This is a genomic window from Streptomyces sp. (assembly GCF_019510245.1).
In the GTDB taxonomy this organism is placed as follows: domain Bacteria; phylum Actinomycetota; class Actinomycetes; order Streptomycetales; family Streptomycetaceae; genus Streptomyces.
Genome location: NZ_JAEKKT010000177.1, coordinates 69,325 through 85,349, shown reverse-complemented (window position 1 = coordinate 85,349; position 16,025 = coordinate 69,325). Strand labels below are relative to the sequence as shown.

General features: G+C 72.0%; 16 protein-coding genes and 2 pseudogenes. 9 read left to right on the top strand and 9 right to left on the bottom strand.

What is annotated here, in order from left to right:
- Positions 1–9: 9 nt before the first annotated feature.
- The 6 genes from paaE to JF597_RS34920 form a co-directional block, all read right to left on the bottom strand.
- On the bottom strand, positions 10–1,122 hold the full coding sequence (gene paaE, locus JF597_RS34945; protein WP_294004686.1) for a 1,2-phenylacetyl-CoA epoxidase subunit PaaE: 1,113 nt from the start codon (positions 1,120–1,122) through the stop codon (positions 10–12).
- Positions 1,122–1,637 carry a 1,2-phenylacetyl-CoA epoxidase subunit PaaD gene (gene paaD, locus JF597_RS34940; protein ID WP_294004683.1) on the bottom strand — a complete coding sequence of 172 codons (516 nt, stop codon included), beginning with the start codon at positions 1,635–1,637 and terminating at the stop codon, positions 1,122–1,124. The genes paaE and paaD overlap by 1 nt, the downstream gene beginning before the upstream one ends.
- Positions 1,631–2,464: a 1,2-phenylacetyl-CoA epoxidase subunit PaaC gene (paaC, locus tag JF597_RS34935; protein ID WP_294004681.1), complete on the bottom strand. Its 834-nt coding sequence runs from the start codon at positions 2,462–2,464 to the stop codon at positions 1,631–1,633. Before paaC ends, paaD begins: the two co-directional genes overlap by 7 nt.
- Positions 2,465–2,473: 9 nt before the next feature.
- Positions 2,474–2,764, bottom strand: coding sequence for a 1,2-phenylacetyl-CoA epoxidase subunit PaaB (gene paaB, locus JF597_RS34930; RefSeq protein ID WP_093507257.1), 291 nt, complete (start codon positions 2,762–2,764; stop codon positions 2,474–2,476).
- Positions 2,761–3,732: a 1,2-phenylacetyl-CoA epoxidase subunit PaaA gene (gene paaA, locus JF597_RS34925; RefSeq protein WP_294004674.1), complete on the bottom strand. Its 972-nt coding sequence runs from the start codon at positions 3,730–3,732 to the stop codon at positions 2,761–2,763. Before paaA ends, paaB begins: the two co-directional genes overlap by 4 nt.
- A 152-nt stretch (positions 3,733–3,884) precedes the next feature.
- The gene (locus tag JF597_RS34920) at positions 3,885–5,105 is read right to left on the bottom strand and encodes an acetyl-CoA C-acyltransferase (protein WP_294004671.1); all 1,221 of its coding nucleotides are present in this window, start codon (positions 5,103–5,105) and stop codon (positions 3,885–3,887) included.
- Between the two features lie 204 nt (positions 5,106–5,309).
- On the opposite strand from JF597_RS34920, the gene paaI reads away from it, so the two are divergent.
- Genes paaI through JF597_RS34905 form a run of 3 tightly spaced genes read left to right on the top strand, consistent with a single transcriptional unit; the run spans position 5,310 to position 7,648 of the window.
- Positions 5,310–5,741: a hydroxyphenylacetyl-CoA thioesterase PaaI gene (paaI, locus tag JF597_RS34915; protein ID WP_294004668.1), complete on the top strand. Its 432-nt coding sequence runs from the start codon at positions 5,310–5,312 to the stop codon at positions 5,739–5,741.
- The gene (gene paaK / locus JF597_RS34910) at positions 5,738–7,084 is read left to right on the top strand and encodes a phenylacetate--CoA ligase PaaK (RefSeq protein ID WP_294004649.1); all 1,347 of its coding nucleotides are present in this window, start codon (positions 5,738–5,740) and stop codon (positions 7,082–7,084) included. Before paaI ends, paaK begins: the two co-directional genes overlap by 4 nt.
- Positions 7,085–7,126: 42 nt before the next feature.
- The gene (locus tag JF597_RS34905; RefSeq protein WP_294004646.1) at positions 7,127–7,648 is read left to right on the top strand and encodes a GNAT family N-acetyltransferase; all 522 of its coding nucleotides are present in this window, start codon (positions 7,127–7,129) and stop codon (positions 7,646–7,648) included.
- A gap of 12 nt (positions 7,649–7,660) precedes the next feature.
- Here JF597_RS34905 and JF597_RS34900 read toward each other — a convergent pair whose 3' ends face one another.
- Both JF597_RS34900 and JF597_RS34895 read right to left on the bottom strand, forming a co-directional pair.
- Positions 7,661–7,945 (bottom strand): hypothetical protein, encoded by a 285-nt coding sequence (locus JF597_RS34900; RefSeq protein WP_294004644.1) that lies wholly within the window; start codon positions 7,943–7,945, stop codon positions 7,661–7,663.
- 150 nt (positions 7,946–8,095) lie between these two features.
- Positions 8,096–9,105: pseudogene (locus JF597_RS34895) on the bottom strand (cellulase family glycosylhydrolase).
- A gap of 361 nt (positions 9,106–9,466) precedes the next feature.
- Between JF597_RS34895 and JF597_RS34890 the strand changes: the two are divergent.
- The 5 genes and pseudogenes from JF597_RS34890 to JF597_RS34870 all read left to right on the top strand — a co-directional run bounded on the left by JF597_RS34890 (position 9,467) and on the right by JF597_RS34870 (position 13,943).
- Positions 9,467–10,459, top strand: coding sequence for a LacI family DNA-binding transcriptional regulator (locus JF597_RS34890; RefSeq protein WP_294004758.1), 993 nt, complete (start codon positions 9,467–9,469; stop codon positions 10,457–10,459).
- 317 nt (positions 10,460–10,776) lie between these two features.
- Positions 10,777–11,142, top strand: coding sequence for a low affinity iron permease family protein (locus tag JF597_RS34885; RefSeq protein ID WP_294004641.1), 366 nt, complete (start codon positions 10,777–10,779; stop codon positions 11,140–11,142).
- Between the two features lie 61 nt (positions 11,143–11,203).
- Positions 11,204–12,160: a helix-turn-helix domain-containing protein gene (locus JF597_RS34880; protein WP_294004639.1), complete on the top strand. Its 957-nt coding sequence runs from the start codon at positions 11,204–11,206 to the stop codon at positions 12,158–12,160.
- Positions 12,161–12,278: 118 nt separating this feature from the next.
- Positions 12,279–13,274, top strand: a complete 996-nt coding sequence (gene gap, locus JF597_RS34875) for a type I glyceraldehyde-3-phosphate dehydrogenase (protein WP_294004636.1) — start codon at positions 12,279–12,281, stop codon at positions 13,272–13,274.
- A 274-nt stretch (positions 13,275–13,548) separates the two neighbouring features.
- Positions 13,549–13,943 (top strand): annotated as a pseudogene (locus tag JF597_RS34870) (hypothetical protein).
- A 48-nt stretch (positions 13,944–13,991) separates the two neighbouring features.
- On the opposite strand, the gene JF597_RS34865 reads toward JF597_RS34870, so the two are convergent.
- A complete protein-coding gene (locus JF597_RS34865) occupies positions 13,992–15,236 on the bottom strand; it encodes a ThuA domain-containing protein (protein WP_294004633.1) in 1,245 nt (414 codons plus the stop codon).
- 179 nt (positions 15,237–15,415) lie between these two features.
- Between JF597_RS34865 and JF597_RS34860 the strand changes: the two genes are divergently transcribed.
- Complete coding sequence (locus JF597_RS34860; RefSeq protein WP_294004630.1) at positions 15,416–16,012, top strand: hypothetical protein; 597 nt, start codon at positions 15,416–15,418, stop codon at positions 16,010–16,012.
- Positions 16,013–16,025 lie beyond the last annotated feature (13 nt).

Here is a 16,025-nt window from a genome sequence, read left to right as displayed (position 1 = left end):
CGCGGGCCGTCAGCTGTCGTAGTCGACCGTCAACGACTCGGAGACCGGGTAGGACTGGCAGGTCAGGACGTAGCCGGCGGCCACCTCGGCGGGTTCCAGGGCGTAGTTGCGGCGCATGTCGGCCTCGCCGTCCGTGATGCGGGCGCGGCAGGTCCCGCAGACGCCTCCCTTGCAGGCGAAGGGCAGGTCCGGCCGGATACGGGCGGCGGAGTCGAGGATGGTGCGCCCGCGCGGGAGGCGGGCGGTGGTGGAGCGGCCGTCCAGGGTGACGGTGACCTCGCTGGCCGGGCCGGTCGCCACCGCGTCCTCGTGGCGGACGGGCTCGATCGGCTCGTCGGCGAAGAAGAGCTCCTGGTGGATCCGGCCGGCGGGGACGCCCAGTCCGGCGAGGACCTTCTGCGCGTCGAGGACCATGCCGTGCGGGCCGCACAGCCACCAGTGGTCGGCGCCCTCGACGTCGACCAGGCCCGCGACGAGCGCGCCCAGGCGGTCGCCGTCGAGGCGGCCGGAGAGGAGTTCGGCCTCCCGGGGTTCGCGGGAGAGGACGTGGGCGAGGTGGAAGCGGGTGCGGTACTCGTCCTTCAGGTCGGCGAGTTCGTCGGCGAACATCACGGTGTCGGTGCGGCGGTTGCCGTAGAACAGCGTCACCGTCGAACGGTCGTCGGCGGCGAGGACCGACTCGGCGATGGACATCATGGGGGTGATGCCCGAGCCGGCCGCGATGAGCACGTGGTGGCCGGGCACCGTGAGGTCGGGGGTGAAGGCTCCGGTGGGGGCCATCACCTCGACGGTGTCACCCGGACGCACCTCGTGGACCAGCCAGGAGGAGAAGAGTCCGCCGGGCACCTCGCGGACGCCGATGCGGGGCGCGGTGCCGGCCGGAGAGCAGATCGAGTAGGAGCGCCGCTCGTCCCGCCCGTCGACCTCGCGGCGGAGGGTGAGCGACTGGCCGGGGCCGAAGGCGAACTCCTCGGTGAGGGCCGCGGGGATGTCGAAGGTGACCGCCACGGCGTCCGCGCACAGGGGCTGGACGGCGGCGACGCTCAGGGGGTGGAAGGCAGGGCGGCGCCGGCGTGGTGTCGTCGCGGGGGCACCGGCGGTCGGTGCCGTCAGCTCTGCCATCAGATCTCCTTGACGTACTCGAACGGCTCCCGGCAGCTGAGGCAGCGCCACAGTGCCTTGCAGGAGGTGGCCGCGAACCGGGAGGTCTCCTCGGTGGCGGCCGATCCGCAGCGGGGACACGGAACCGTGCGCCGGGTGGGCGACAGGTCCAGCGGGACGGGACCCGCGGAGCGCCGGGGCGCGGCGCCGGGCGGCGCGATGCCGTGCTCGGCGAGTTTGCGGCGCCCATCGGGGGTGATCCAGTCACTGGTCCACGGCGGGTCGAGGACCGTGCGGATCTCCACGCGGCCGAAGCCGGCGCCCCGGAGGCGGGCGGCGACGCCGGCCCGCATCTCGGCCATGGCGGGGCAGCCCGAGTAGGTCGGCGTGAGGTCGGCGACCACCGTGCCGTCGGGCTCGACGGTGACGTCCCGCAGCACGCCCAGGTCGGCGAGGGTGAGCATGGGAAGTTCCGGGTCGGGCACCTGCTCGGCGATGTGCCGGGCCCGGCGCGCGTCGGTCAGGAGGGTCACCATGTCGCCTCCGGGTGGGCGCGGGCCACGCTCTGCAACTCGGCGAGGAGCGGGCCGAGATGGCCGGTGTGCTCGCCTTCCCGGCCCCGGCTGGTCAACGGCGGGACGTCCGGCATGGGGAGACCGGCCGTGTCCAGGACCTGGTGGAGGTCGGCCAGCACCGCGTCGCGCACGTCGTGGGCGGCGAACAGCTCCGCCCAGTGGGGTGCTTGCGCCTCCAGGGCCGTCAGCATCCGCGTGTGCGACTCCTCCGTGCCGTCGCCCAGGCGTACGACCCACTCGGCGGCGTACTGCCGGTGGTAGGCGAGCTCCTTCACGCCCTTGGCCGCGATCGCCGCGAGCACCGGGTCGGACGCGGAGGCCAGTTCGGTGAAGTGGGCCAGCCGCCAGCTGGCGAACACCAGGAGCCGCAGGACGGAGAAGGCGAAGTCGCCGTTGGGGAGTTCGGCGAGGGTCACGTTGCGGAAGTCGGCGGCGTCGCGGAAGTAGGCGTAGGCGTCCTCCCCGCGGCCGGTGCCGTCGGTCTGGCCGGCGCGGGAGTACAGCAGGCGGGACTGGCCCAGCAGGTCGAGCCCGATGTTGGCCAGTGCCACCTCCTCCTCCAGCTCGGGGGCGCGGCTGACCCATTCGGCGAGCCGCTGGGCCAGCACCAGGGCGTCGTCGCCGAGCGCCAGGCACAGGTCGGCCAGGGCGGCGGCGTCGACGCCGTCGGGTACGGAGGTGTCGACGCCGTACAGCGGGTCCTCGAAGCCGGTGCCGAAGGCCCAGCGGGCGTCGCTGTCGTCGTGGCTCTCGGCCAGGCTCAGGTAGACGTGGTCGTCGTCGCTCATCACCGGCTCCTAGATGTGCGGGACATCGTCGGGGATGTCGTAGAAGGTCGGGTGACGGTAGACCTTGTCAGCGCTCGGGTCGAAGAAGGGGTCCTTCTCGTCCCGGGTGGAGGCGGCGATGTGCTCGGAGCGCACGGCCCAGATGCTCACGCCCTCGTTGCGCCGGGTGTAGAGGTCGCGGGCGTGGGTGAGGGCCATCTGGTCGTCGGCCGCGTGCAGCGAGCCGACGTGGACATGGTTGAGTCCGCGCTTGCCGCGGATGAAGATCTCGTACAGGGGCCAGTTCCCGGTGTCGCTCACGCCACTGCCTCCTCGCGGGCTCGGGCGGCCTGCTTGGCGGCGTGGGCGCAGGCGGCCGCACGCACCCAGGCACCTTCCTCGTGGGCGGTGCGGCGGCGGTCCATCCGCTGCGCGTTGCACGGGCCGTTGCCGCTGATGACTGCCTTCAGCTCGGAGAAGTCAGGGGTGCCGAAGTCGTGGTGGCCGCGCTCCTCGTTCCAGCGCAGCTCGGGGTCGGGCAGGGTCACGCCGAGCCGGGCCGCCTGCGGAACGGTCATGTCGACGAAGCGCCGGCGCAGTTCGTCGTTGCTGTGCCGCTTGATCTTCCAGGCCATCGACTGGGCGGAGTTGGGCGAGTCGTCGTCGGGCGGGCCGAACATCATCAGGGACGGCCACCACCAGCGGTTCACGGCGTCCTGCACCATCTCCCGCTGGGCTTCGGTGCCGCGCATCATGGTCATCAGCAGTTCGTAGCCCTGCCGCTGGTGGAAGGACTCCTCCTTGCAGATCCGCACCATCGCGCGCGCGTAGGGCCCGTAGGAGCTGCGGCACAGCGGCACCTGGTTGCAGATGGCCGCGCCGTCCACGAACCAGCCGATCACACCGACGTCCGCGTAGCTGAGCGTCGGGTAGTTGAAGATCGACGAGTACTTCTGGCGGCCTTCGAGGAGGCGCTCGGTGAGCTCCGCGCGGTCGATGCCCAGGGTCTCGGCGGCCGAGTACAGGTACAGGCCGTGGCCGGCCTCGTCCTGGACCTTGGCGAACAGGATCGCCTTGCGGCGCAGCGAGGGCGCCCTGGTGATCCACTCGCCCTCCGGCTGCATGCCGATGATCTCCGAGTGCGCGTGCTGGGCGATCTGCCGGATCAGCGTCCTGCGGTACCCCTCCGGCATCCAGTCGCGCGGCTCGATGCGCTGGTCCCGCGAGATCGTCGCCTCGAAATGGGACTCCAGATCGTGCTCGGCGTCCCTTCCGGCCGCTTCAGTCATCTCCACCAACTCCCAACCGACCATTCGTTCGGTTCATCATACGGTGCGCCCTACCCCGTCTGGCAAGGGTCCAGGCCGATCAGCGCAGTGAGCGGCGCGGGGGCCGGGTAGCGGGTGCCGGGTGCTCTCGGCGGCGGAGGACGCGGAAGTGGTCACACCCGCTCCACCAGGAGTGCGACGCCCTGACCCACGCCGACGCAGAGAGTGGCGAGGCCTCGGCGGCCGTTCTCGCGTTCCAGGCGGCCGAGCAGGGTGAGCAGGATGCGGGCGCCGGAGCAGCCGAGCGGATGGCCGAGGGCGATGGCGCCGCCGTCGGCGTTGACCTTGTCCTCGTCCAGCCCGAGGCGGCGGATCACCGCCAGCGCCTGGGCGGCGAACGCCTCGTTGAGTTCCACGGCGTCCAGGTCGCCGGTCCGGCGGCCGGCCCGGGCGAGGACCTGCTCGGTGGCGGGGACCGGGCCGAGGCCCATGAGGTGGGGCCGCACCCCGGCCGAGGCCGAGGCGACGATCCGGGCCCGCGGGGTGAGGCCGTACCGCTCGACCGCCTCCGCGCTCGCGACCACCAGGGCGGCCGCGCCGTCGGACAGCGGCGAGGAGGAGCCCGCCGTGACGATGCCGTTCGCGCGGAAGACGGTGCGCAGGGAGCCCAGCTTCTCCAGCGTGGTCGAGGGGCGGGGGCCCTCGTCCCGGGTGACCTCGCCGTCGCGCACCGGTACGGGCACGATCTCGCGGTCGAAGCGGCCCGCCTCCTGGGCGGCGACCGCCCGCTGGTGGCTGCGCAGGGCGAAGGCGTCGGAGTCGGCGCGGGTGATGCCGTCGAGGGCGGCGACCTCCTCCGCGGTCTCGCCCATGGACAGCGTGACCCTGACCGCCTCGGGTCCGGCGTCCGCGGGCACTTCCCGGTCGGCGGCGGTGAAGCGCGGGTTGGTGAACCGCCAGCCGAGGGCGGTGTCGTGCACCTGCCCGGGCTTGGCCCACGGGGTGCCGGGCTTCTCCGTCACCCAGGGCGCCCGGGTCATGGACTCCACTCCCCCGGCGACCACGAGGTCCGCCTCGCCGGCGCGGATCGCCTGGGCCGCCGAGGCGACGGCGGTCAGGCCGGAGGCGCACAGGCGGTTGACGGTGTAGCCGGGCACGGTGTGCGGCAGCCCGGCGAGCAGCACCGCCATGCGGGCCACGTCCCGGTTGTCCTCGCCCGCCTGGTTGGCGGCTCCGAGGACGACCTCGTCCACCGCCTCGCCCGGGACGCCGGAGCGCCGGACGGCCTCGCCGACGACGAGGGCGGCGAGGTCGTCGGGCCGTACGGCGGCCAGGGCGCCGCCGTAGCGGCCCTGCGGGGTGCGGGCCCCGTCGATCAGGTAGACGTCGGGCATCGGGCGGTCTCCTCGGCTTCGGGGTGCACGGGCCGCCGCGGCCGCGGGACGGCACGGCGGCCGGTGCCGAAGGGGGTGTCGGACGGGGTGGCGCGGGCCCTCGAATGGCCTGCGGTCCGCCTCTTGACATGCAGGTGTGTTGCTGGATTACTTGACCACGCCGCACGCTAACCGAATGTTCGGTCGGTTCACAAGGTGGTGGAGATGACGACCCAGGTACCCGGCACGACGCCTGGCCCCGTCGAGACGATGTTCGCCGCGGACGAGGCGTCCCGGCAGCTGGGGATCGAGTTGCTGGCGCACGGCGAAGGGACGGCCGTGCTGCGGATGACCGTGACCGCCTCGCAGGTCAACGGGCACCGGATCGCCCACGGCGGCCATGTGTTCCTGCTCGCCGACACGGCGTTCGCGTGTGCCTGCAACAGCCACGGGCCGGTGACGGTCGCCGCCGGCGCCGACATCGACTTCGTCGCACCCGCCTACGAGGGCGACGTGCTCGTCGCCACCGCGCGGGAGCGGGTCCGGTTCGGCCGCAGCGGAGTCTACGACGTGAGTGTCGTGCGCGGCGACGAGGTGATCGCGGAGTTCCGAGGCCGCAGTCGCACCCTCCGCACCCAGCACGAGGAGCCGCAATGAGCAGCGAAGTGATCGCGCCCGAACCCAGGGGCACCCGCCGGGGAGAGCCGCTTCCCGAGGCCCTGCTGGACGAGGCCGAGCGGATGTCCCGCGCGGAGGTCGAGGCGCTCCAGCTCACCAGGCTGCGCACGACGTTGCGGCACGCGTACGACAACGTGGAGCTGTACCGCAAGAAGTTCGACGCGGCCGGCGTGGGCCCGGACGACTGCCGCACCCTGGCCGACCTCGCCCGCTTCCCCTTCACGACCAAGGCGGACCTGCGGGACACCTACCCCTTCGGCATGTTCGCCGTGCCGATGTCCGAGGTGCGCCGCGTGCACGCCTCCAGCGGCACCACCGGCCGTCCCACCGTGGTCGGCTACACGGAGAACGACCTGTCGATGTGGGCGGACGTCGTGGCCCGTTCCATCCGGGCCGCCGGCGGCCGCCCCGGGCACAAGGTCCATGTCTCCTACGGCTACGGCCTGTTCACCGGCGGCCTGGGCGCCCACTACGGCGCCGAGCGGGCCGGCTGCACGGTGATCCCGGCCTCCGGCGGCATGACCGCGCGCCAGGTGCAGATCATCCAGGACTTCCGCCCCGAGATCATCATGGTCACGCCCTCCTACATGCTGACCCTGCTCGACGAGTTCGAGCGTCAGGGCGTCGATCCGCGCTCCACCTCCCTCGAGGTCGGCATCTTCGGCGCGGAGCCGTGGACGGAGGAGATGCGCCGCGAGATCGAGGAGCGCATGGACATCCACGCGGTCGACATCTACGGGCTGTCCGAGGTCGTCGGGCCCGGGGTCGCTCAGGAGTGCGTGGAGACCAAGGACGGGCTGCACGTCTGGGAGGACCACTTCTGCCCGGAGGTCGTGGATCCGCTGACCGACGAGGTGCTGGCGGAGGGCGAGAGCGGCGAACTGGTCTTCACCTCGCTCACGAAGGAGGCGCTGCCCGTCATCCGCTACCGCACCCGGGACCTGACCCGGCTGCTGCCCGGCACGGCGCGTCCCGGGTTCCGCCGCATCGAGAAGATCACCGGCCGCTGCGACGACATGATCATCCTCCGCGGGGTCAACGTGTTCCCCAGCCAGGTGGAGGAGATCGTGCTGCGGACACCTGGCGTGGCCCCGCACTTCCAGATCCAGATCAGCCGGCGCGGGCGCATGGACCACATGACGGTCCGCGTGGAGGCACGTCCCGGCGCCGCCCCCGCCGACCGCGAGGCCGCCACCCGGGCCATCGCCCAGGGCATCAAGGACGGCGTCGGGGTCACCGTGGAGGTCGCGGTCGTCGAACCGGAGACGCTTGAGCGCTCGCTCGGCAAGCTCCGCCGGGTGAAGGACCTGCGCAAGCCGTAATGTGCTGGCGGCCCGACGGCCAAAGTGCATACCGTCCTGCCCATGCCCGAGCTCCAGTTGCTCCGTCCGGACCACGCCCCGGCACTGCTCGCCTTCGAGTCGGAGAACCGCGCCTATTTCGCGGCGTCGATCCCCGATCGGGGCGACGACTACTTCGCCCGATTCGAGCAGATCCACCGTGCGCGGCTGGCCGAGCAGGCGGACGGGGTCTGCTACTTCCATGTGCTGGTCGACGCGGCGGGCGAGGTGCTGGGGCGGATCAACCTGGTGGACGTCGCGGACGGCGGCGCCGACCTGGGATACCGGATCGCGGAGCGGGTCACCGGGCGGGGGCTCGCCACCTGGGGCGTACGGGAGGTGTGCCGGCGCGCCTTCGACACCTACGGGCTGACCACCCTGCGGGCCGCCGCCGCCGTGCGCAACACGGCATCCCGGACCGTCCTGGCCAGGACGGGGTTCACCGTCACCGGCGAGACGGTCCTCTCCGGCCGCCCCGGCCTGACGTACCTGCGCACCCTCGACGCCACCACCGACCGCCCGGCGGCCGCACCTCCGCTGCCGTGAGCCGGGGTGGCACTACTCGGCCAACTCGCCGCTCCAGGCCTGGCATGTGCCGTCCTCGTTCTGCACGTCGCAGTGACGCATGCGCAGTTTGCTGTCCTCGCCCCGGTCCTGGAACTCGATGACGACCTTGTCGCCCTCGCTCCGGCACACCCCGATCTGCTTGTCGAAGTCGATCCCCATCTCGAGGGGGATCGCGAGGCTGGCGAGCGCGTACCTGTGTTTCACACCCGGGTACTTCGCGAACACCTTCGCGACTTCGCGGAGGAAGGCGGTGTCTTTCGCAACCCTGGTTGTCACGATGTCCTCCCGCATGGTCACTCCCCCGCTCCCAGCACAGCACGCGGGGTACACCGCGGCAACTCGAAGCAGGCGGCAGGACAGGGAACTTGGCCGGCCACCGGACGACGGCCGCGCCGCTCGTGTGCGCCGCGGCCGTCGTCCGGAGGGTCAGCCGGTGACGGGCCTGCCGCGGCCCCAGGCCCAGGCGAGGCGGTCGGCGCCGGACTGGTTGGTGGTGGCCAGCCAGGGTCGGGAGGCGTCGCCGATCAGCTTCTGGATCGAGTACGTGTCGTCGGTGCGCAGGCCGGGCCAGTACACCGAGCCCATGCCGAGCTTGCGGAAGGTGTCCGTGTCGGCCTGGATGAAGTTGACGGAGTTGTCGTCGGGAGCGGGCTTGTCGTAGTCGAGGCCTGTCGTCATCGGCGCGCCGAACTCGTCGGCGACGGTCCGGTTCGCGCAGTCGCCGAGCCGCTCCTTCAGGTCGGCCACCCACTGGTCGTAGGTGGCGTAGCTCTTCCAGAAGCCGTAGTGGTGGAGGGAGAGGTAGGTGCCCTTGAGGCGCGGGTCGGCGCAGACCGTGGTGACGTGGTCGTTGTAGCCGGCGCCGCTGACGAAGACGCGGTCGTGCGGTACGGACGGGTAGGTCGCCAGCCACTTGGCGGCGAGGTCGGCCCACTCGGCGTCGGTGTAGCCGTGCGGCTCGTTCATCGGCTCGAAGTAGACGTGCGGGTCGTGCCGGTAGGCCTTCACGACGGTGTTCCACATGGGCCAGTACGTGGCCTCGTCGTCGATGAAGCCGTCCTTGTTGGCGCCATGACACCGCGGTACGACTTCCAGTACGAGCCGTTCACCGTGTACGGGTTGATGGGCAGCCGCACGGTGTTGGCGCCGAGGTTGGCGCGGAAGGCCGCGATCACCCGGGTCGCCTTGGCGTAGGTCTGGGCGTAGCTGTCGGAGAGCGACAGGCCGGAGAGGACCACGGGGTCGTCGGCGTAGTTGTCGCGCGGGTCCGCCCAGTTGACGCCCTTGAACTGGCTGGTGCCGTGGCCCGGTACGGCGGCGGAGGCGGCGGCGGGGCTGCCGGTGAGGGTCGTGGCACCGACGGCGGCGATCGCGACCGCCGCGAGCGCGGCGCGGGTGCGGGGGGCGATACGGATTCTGGCGGAGGTCTTGCGCATCAACGTGCCCTTTCGGAAGACGGCGGCTCGACGCGGGGGCCCGCGGGCCCGGCCGCGTGTTTACGTAAACATCGACGCGGCATGTTCACGTGAACATCTCCTTCGCGACCGTGTCCGCGGGATCTCCGTCGGGGCTGGTCACCGGGCGATGTTTACGTAAACTCGAAAGCGTCGGAATCGTGGCACCCGCTCCTGCGGCCGTCAAGATTCCCGGTCCCGACTTCCGGCGCATGAAGGAGATTTGAGGGATGGGGCGATGGTCCTGAACGAGCCGGAACCGCTCCGCCGCGCCCCGGCCGCGGCCGGGGCGCGGCGGAGCGGTTCCGGGGTGCCCGGCGGGCGCCGCAAGCAGCGTGTCTCCATGGCGGACGTCGCCGAACTCGCCGGTGTCTCCTCGCAGACGGTCTCGCGGGTCTCCAACGGGCATCCCGGGGTGGTCAGTTCGACCCGTGAGCAGGTGCTGGCCGCGATGCGGGAGCTCGGCTACCGGCCCAACAGCGCGGCCCGTGCCCTGCGCTACGGCCGGTTCAACACCATCGGCGTGATCCTGTTCAGCCTCTCCTCCACGGGCAGCAGCCGCACCGTGGAGGCGATCGCCACGCATGCCGCCGCCGAGGGCTACGCGATCACCCTCATCCCCATCGACGTGGCCACGCAGGACAACGTGCTGGGCGCCTTCACGCGGATGGGCGAGCTGGCGGTGGACGCCGTCATCGTCATCATGGAGATCCATCTGCTCGACACCGCCACCGTGCAACTGCCGCCCGGCGCCCATGTGGTGGTCGTGGACTCGGACGCGGGGGACCGCTACAGCGTGGTCGACACGGACCAGGCCGACGGCGCGCGCGGGGCCGTACGGCACCTGCTGGACCTGGGCCACCGGACGGTGTGGCACGTGGCGGGCCCCGAGTCCTCGTACGCGGCCGAACGCCGTGCGCAGGCCTGGCGCGCGGTGCTGGCGGAGGCGGGGTGTCCGGTGCCGGCGCCCCTGCGCGGCGACTGGTCGGCCGAGTCCGGTTACGCGGCGGGGCTCGCGCTCGCCGAGGAGCCGGGCTGCACCGCCGTGTTCGCGGCCAACGACCAGATGGCCCTGGGCCTGCTGCGCGCCTTCCACGAGCGGGGCCGGTCCGTGCCCGCGGACATCAGTGTGGTGGGTTTCGACGACACCCCGGACGCGGCCTTCTTCATCCCGCCCCTCACCACCGTCCACCAGGACTTCGCCGAGGTCGGCCGCCGCTGTGTGGAGGGCGTGCTGCGTCGGCTCCGGACCGGCGACGACTCCTGCCCCGGCACCGATCTCGTCCCGGCCCGCCTGGTGGTCAGGGAGAGCACCGCCCCACCGCGCTCGACGTGACGGCGGTCGGGCTGTAGCGGTCGGCGTGTCCGCCGGGCGGCGGCTCGACGCGCAACGGCCGGGAGGCGGTGGTGCGCCGCCGCCGGCGGCCGGGGCCCGCGGTGAGCACGTACTCGGTGCCGGGGCCTCGGGGCGGCCGTCGCCGAGGACGGCGGCGGAGTCGTACACGGTGCCGAGCACCAACCGAGCTCTGCGAAGTGCTTTTCCGACCAGCAGGGCTCGGTGGCACGGCAGTGGATGAAGGGGGCCGGTGCCGGGTACCCGGGCCGGGATCGCGGTGAAGGGCACCGCGCGGGCGTGGGAGTCCTCCTGTGTCCATGACGCATCCTGCCGAGCGCTCCCGCAACGGGCGGGGCTGGTTCGAGAGGCTGGCCGAGGCGGCCTCGAACCTCACCAGCTCCCTGGTGTTCATGTGCTTCTGCCTGGCCCTGGTGGCCGCCTTCGTCGCCGTGCACCTCTCGGGTCTCGCGCTCACCTGGCAGCTGCTCGTCGGGGACCTCATGACCTCGGTGAACCTGCTGCTGCTCGCGCTGCTGAAGAACTCCGAGCGCCGCGCGGAACACGCCATCCAGCGCAAGCTCGACAGCATCGCCGCCGCGCTCCTCGACCAGCGGGAGGACGATCACCCGGCGGAGGCGGCCGAGGAACTGCGCAAGGCGATCGGGATGGAGGAGGAGCTCTGACCCTCCCGCGGCCGGGGCGGACCGCACCGGGCGTGGGCCGGGGCCTCGTACCCTGTTCGGTGTGCCTCCCGTCCGTCTGCATCGCGTAGCCGTCCTCGTGCTGGAGGGGGCCAAACCCCTCGACGTCGGTATCCCGGCGCAGGTTTTCACGACCCGGGCGAGCATGCCGTACGAGGTGCGGGTGTGCGGCGCCGCGCCGGGTCTGGTCACCGGCGGCGACGGGCTGTCCTACCACGTCGCCGACGGTCTCGACGCGCTGGAGTGGGCGGAGATCGTGTTCGTGCCCGGGTACCGGTTCCCGGACCGGGAGGACCCGCCGTCGGCCGTCGTCGAGGCCCTGCTCGGCGCGCACCGGCGGGGCACGCGGCTGGCCGCCATCTCGACGGGGGCCTTCGCGCTCGCCGCGACCGGGCTGCTCGACGGCAGGCGCGCCACCACGCACTGGCACTACACGCGCGCCCTCGCCGACAAGCACCCGCTGGTCAAGGTGGACGAGAACGTGCTGTTCGTCGACGAGGGCAGCGTGCTGACGTCGGCCGGGGCGGCCTCGGGGATCGACCTGTGCCTGCACATCCTCCGTGGCGACCTCGGCGTGGCCGCCTCCAACCACGCGGCCCGGCGGCTGGTGGCGGCCCCCTACCGCAGCGGCGGCCAGGCGCAGTACGTGCCGCGCAGCGTGCCCGAGCCGCTGGGCGAGCGGTTCGCCGCGACCCGCGAGTGGGCACTGCACCGGCTCGGCGAGCCGCTCGGCCTCGACGTGCTGGCCCGGCACGCGGGGGTGTCGGCGCGGACGTTCTCGCGGCGGTTCGCGGAGGACACCGGGTACACGCCGATGCAGTGGGTGATGCGCGCCCGGATCGACCTGGCCCGGGAACTCCTGGAACGGTCGGAGCGGAGCGTCGAGCAGATCGCGGCCGATGTCGGCCTCGGCACCGGGGCGAACCTGCGGCTGCACTTCCAGCGGATCCTCGGCACGACGCCGAGCGACTACCGGCGCACCTTCACCAGGGGCGAGTAGGGCTGCCCGGGTGGCATCGCCCTGCCCTGGCGGGATCCTTTCGAACCATGGCGTTCTCGCCGCTGTCCCGGCCACCGACGGCCCGCGAACCTGGTGGCGTAGCGAAGGGACACCACTTATGACTCGTATCGCCGTCAACGGATTCGGCCGCATCGGACGCAACGTGCTGCGCGCCCTGCTGGAGCGGGACACCGGCCTGGAGGTCGTCGCCGTCAACGACCTCACGGAGCCGGCCGCCCTCGCGCGGCTGCTGGCCTTCGACTCCACGGCCGGCCGCCTCGGGCGCCCGGTGAGCGTCGACGGGGACGTCCTCGTCGTCGACGGCCGGCGCATCAAGGTCCTCGCGGAGCGCGAGCCGGCGCAGCTGCCGTGGGCCGACCTCGGCGTGGACCTCGTGCTGGAGTCGACCGGCCGCTTCACCTCGGCGAAGGCGGCCCGCGCCCACCTCGACGCGGGTGCCCGGAAGGTGCTGGTCAGCGCGCCGTCGGACGGTGCCGACGTCACGCTGGCGTACGGCGTGAACACCGACGCGTACGACGCGGAGCTGCACACGATCGTCTCCAACGCCTCGTGCACGACCAACGCACTCGCTCCGCTGGCCGCCGTCCTCGACGAACTCGCCGGTATCGAGCACGGGTTCATGACGACGGTGCACGCCTATACGCAGGAGCAGAACCTGCAGGACGGCCCGCACCGCGACCCGCGGCGCGCCCGTGCCGCCGGTGTCAACATCGTGCCGACCACGACGGGCGCCGCCAAGGCGATCGGCCTGGTGCTGCCGAACCTCGACGGGAAGCTGTCGGGCGACTCGATCCGGGTGCCGGTGCCGGTGGGCTCGATCGTCGAGCTCAACACGACGGTCTCGCGCGACGTGACCCGCGACGACGTGCTGGCCGCGTACCGCGCGGCGGCCGAAGGGCCGCTCGCGGGCATCCTCGAGTACTCGGAGGACGCGCTGGTGTCGTCGGACATCACGGGCAACCCCGCCTCGTCGATCTTCGACTCGGCCCTGACCCGCGTCGACGGCCGCCACGTCAAGGTGGTCGCCTGGTACGACAACGAGTGGGGCTTCTCGAACCGCGTGATCGACACCCTCGAACTGCTCGCGCGCTGACGGGTGCCGAAAGACGGAGTGGCCGGCCACCGGGGGGTGGCCGGCCACTTCGCGCGGTGCCTCGGCCGGCGGCGCCGACCGGGTGCACCGCCGCCTCCGGCGCCGCCTGCGGGGCGCGCGCCGGGCGGATCCCGATGAGTGCCACGGCGATCACCGCGGCCACCAGCATCCCGGTGCCGCCGACGACGGCGCAGTTGTGCAGGGCGTCGGTGAAGCTCGCGCCGTAGGCGGCCTGGAGAAGTACGACGGGTTCACGGAGGAGGAGCGCGGGGCGATGAAGGAGCGTGCGCGGGAGCTGAAGGCGGCGGCTCGCCGCGGTTCGCGCGCGGACAAGGCGGCGGAGGCGGTGAGCGAGGTGCTGGCGAAGATCGCCGAGATGCCGGAGGCCGATCGGGTGCTCGCGGAGCGGATCCACGCCATCGTCACGTTGACCGCCCCGGAGCTCGCGCCGAAGCTCTGGTACGGATGCCCGCGTACGCCAGGAACGGCAAGGTCGTCTGCCACTTCCAGAGCGCCGAGAAGTTCACGTCGCGCTACGCCACGCTCGGCTTCAGCGACCAGGCGGACCTCGACGAGGACGTCATGTGGCCGACGGCCTTCGCTCTGACCGCCCTGACCCCGGCCGCCGAGTCGAGGATCGCGGAACTCGTGCAGAGAGCGGCGAACTGACCCGGGCGGGCATGCCGTGCGGTGCTCGACGGCATGCCCGCCCGCGGTTCAGGACGGGAGGGTCCAGTTCTGGTTCGCGGCTCCCGAGCAGGACCAGATCTGCAGCCGGGTGCCGTTGGCCGAGCTCGGGCCGGTGGCGTCGAGGCACTTGCCCGACTGCGGGTTGACCAGGGAGCCGCCGGCACCCGCCCGCCAGACCTGCGAGCCCGTGCCGTTGCAGTCGTACAGCTGCACCTTGGTGCCGTCGGCGGTACCGGCACCGGTCACGTCCATGCACTTGCCGAGGGCGCCGAGGGTGCCGGCACTGCCGACCGTCCAGTTCTGGGCACTGCTTCCGTTGCAGTCGTAGAGCTGTACGGCGGTGCCGTTGGCGGTGGCCGCGCCCGCGACGTCGACGCACTTGCCGCCGTACCCGTGGATCGGGCCGGTGGTGCTCGTGGGCGGGGTGACCGGGCCGGACTGGCCCGCCGCCCATTTGATCTCCTGGAGCAGGAGCTGGTTCTGCCGGTCGCTCGCGAACGTCGACGACAGGGTGGTGTTGGTCGAGTAGTCCATCGCGTTGTGGCCGAAGTTGTTGTAGACCATCTTGTAGTTGCGGTTCGACCAGACGATCGGGTAGTAGCCGCTGTACCAGGTCTGGTTCGGGTCGGAGCCGACCGGGAACGTGGACGGGGCCATCGAGGCGAGGATGTCGATGGCCGGGTTCTGCCGCAGGTCGTTCTGCCAGCTGTACCACTCGCTCACCGAGGACGTGATGGTGGACGGGAGGTTCGCGGTCGCCGGGTGCGAGGGGTCGTCGATCTGCAGGGTCTCCTGGGTCGGCCCCCAGGAGTTGCTCCTGAAGGTGCCGGTGCCGAGGAAGGTGTTGTGGTACCAGGGCCAGTCGCCGGTGTCGTCGTTGTACGCCGACACGTGGAAGCCGATGAACCCGCCGCCGTTCGCCATGTAGGTCTGGAACGCGGCCTGCTGGGACGCGGTGTGGGGGTAGTCGTCGAGGAACATGACGACCTGGTAGCCGGTCAGGGTCGAGGCGTTGAGCCGGCTCCAGTCCGTGGTCGCGGTGTAGGTGAAGCCGTTCTCCGCGCCGGCCTGCGGGAACCAGCTGTTGGCCTCGTGGTCGAAGCTGATGTGTGCCGCGTCGTACGTGCCGTCGTAGAAGGCGATCACGTTGACGGTGGTGGCGGCGTGGGCGTGGTGGGCGGGACCGGCCTGGATGCCGAGTACGACCGCGACCAGGGCGAACAGCCTCACCAGCGTGCGGGGCCAGACGAGGTGCGGGTGGGGGGTGACCATGCGGGGGCCTTCCTCATACGTGACCGTCGGATACATATGCGGGTGAGCCGCATTGAAGGCCCCGGTGCGCGTACATGTCAATGGTGCAGACCAAATGCCGGCGATCCGCCGTGTCCAGGCCGGACCTCGGGGTACTCGGCCGGACGGCGTCTCAGTCGCGACGGTGGAAGGAGGCCGCCATGCGTCCCGGCCCGACAGGCACCGACCGGGCGGTGACCGTCGTGGTGACCCGGGTGGTCGCCGCGGGCAAGGAGGAGGAGTTCGCGCGCTGGGCCGACGACGTCGACCGGGCCGCCGCCGGCTTCGCCGGCCACCTCGGCGCCGTACGGCTCCATGACAGCCAGGGGCTGCATCATCTCGTCTACCGCTTCGACTCCGCCGAGCACCTCGACGCCTGGGAGCAGTCGGACACGCGCAACGAGCTGCTCCGGCGCGGCAACCGCATCTCGGATCCGCGCAGCAGCCGCAGCTCCGACCTGGCGCCCTGGTTCACCCTCCGGCAGCGGGACGTCCCGCCGAAGTGGAAGCGCTTCATGACCACGTGGGCGGCCGCCTACCCCTGTCTGCTGACCATCGCCACGCTGCTGAAGCTGATCTTCCCCGGTCTGCCGCAGTCGGCGGCCCTGGCCGTCAACTCGTTCGTCCTGACCGCTCTCCTCACCTGGGTGATCCAGCCGCGGCTCAGCCGCCGGGCCCGCCCCTGGCTGCTGCGCGGAGCGCACCCGGCACGGACGAGGGGCACCGCAGCACCGTACGACTCCCCGGCCGCGGACTGAGTGCGGACGGGGC

What these genes read in the sequence shown, in the direction of transcription:
- JF597_RS34860 (WP_294004630.1), top strand. Translation starts at nt 15,416, where the DNA reads ATGCGTCCCGGCCCGACAGGCACCGACCGGGCGGTGACCGTCGTGGTG.
- paaK (WP_294004649.1), top strand. Translation starts at nt 5,738, where the DNA reads ATGAGCAGCGAAGTGATCGCGCCCGAACCCAGGGGCACCCGCCGGGGA.
- JF597_RS34885 (WP_294004641.1), top strand. Translation starts at nt 10,777, where the DNA reads ATGACGCATCCTGCCGAGCGCTCCCGCAACGGGCGGGGCTGGTTCGAG.
- paaA (WP_294004674.1), bottom strand. Translation starts at nt 3,732, where the DNA reads ATGACTGAAGCGGCCGGAAGGGACGCCGAGCACGATCTGGAGTCCCAT.
- paaC (WP_294004681.1), bottom strand. Translation starts at nt 2,464, where the DNA reads ATGAGCGACGACGACCACGTCTACCTGAGCCTGGCCGAGAGCCACGAC.
- paaD (WP_294004683.1), bottom strand. Translation starts at nt 1,637, where the DNA reads ATGGTGACCCTCCTGACCGACGCGCGCCGGGCCCGGCACATCGCCGAG.
- JF597_RS34905 (WP_294004646.1), top strand. Translation starts at nt 7,127, where the DNA reads ATGCCCGAGCTCCAGTTGCTCCGTCCGGACCACGCCCCGGCACTGCTC.
- gap (WP_294004636.1), top strand. Translation starts at nt 12,279, where the DNA reads ATGACTCGTATCGCCGTCAACGGATTCGGCCGCATCGGACGCAACGTG.
- JF597_RS34920 (WP_294004671.1), bottom strand. Translation starts at nt 5,105, where the DNA reads ATGCCCGACGTCTACCTGATCGACGGGGCCCGCACCCCGCAGGGCCGC.
- paaE (WP_294004686.1), bottom strand. Translation starts at nt 1,122, where the DNA reads ATGGCAGAGCTGACGGCACCGACCGCCGGTGCCCCCGCGACGACACCA.
- JF597_RS34865 (WP_294004633.1), bottom strand. Translation starts at nt 15,236, where the DNA reads ATGGTCACCCCCCACCCGCACCTCGTCTGGCCCCGCACGCTGGTGAGG.
- paaI (WP_294004668.1), top strand. Translation starts at nt 5,310, where the DNA reads ATGACGACCCAGGTACCCGGCACGACGCCTGGCCCCGTCGAGACGATG.
- JF597_RS34890 (WP_294004758.1), top strand. Translation starts at nt 9,467, where the DNA reads ATGGCGGACGTCGCCGAACTCGCCGGTGTCTCCTCGCAGACGGTCTCG.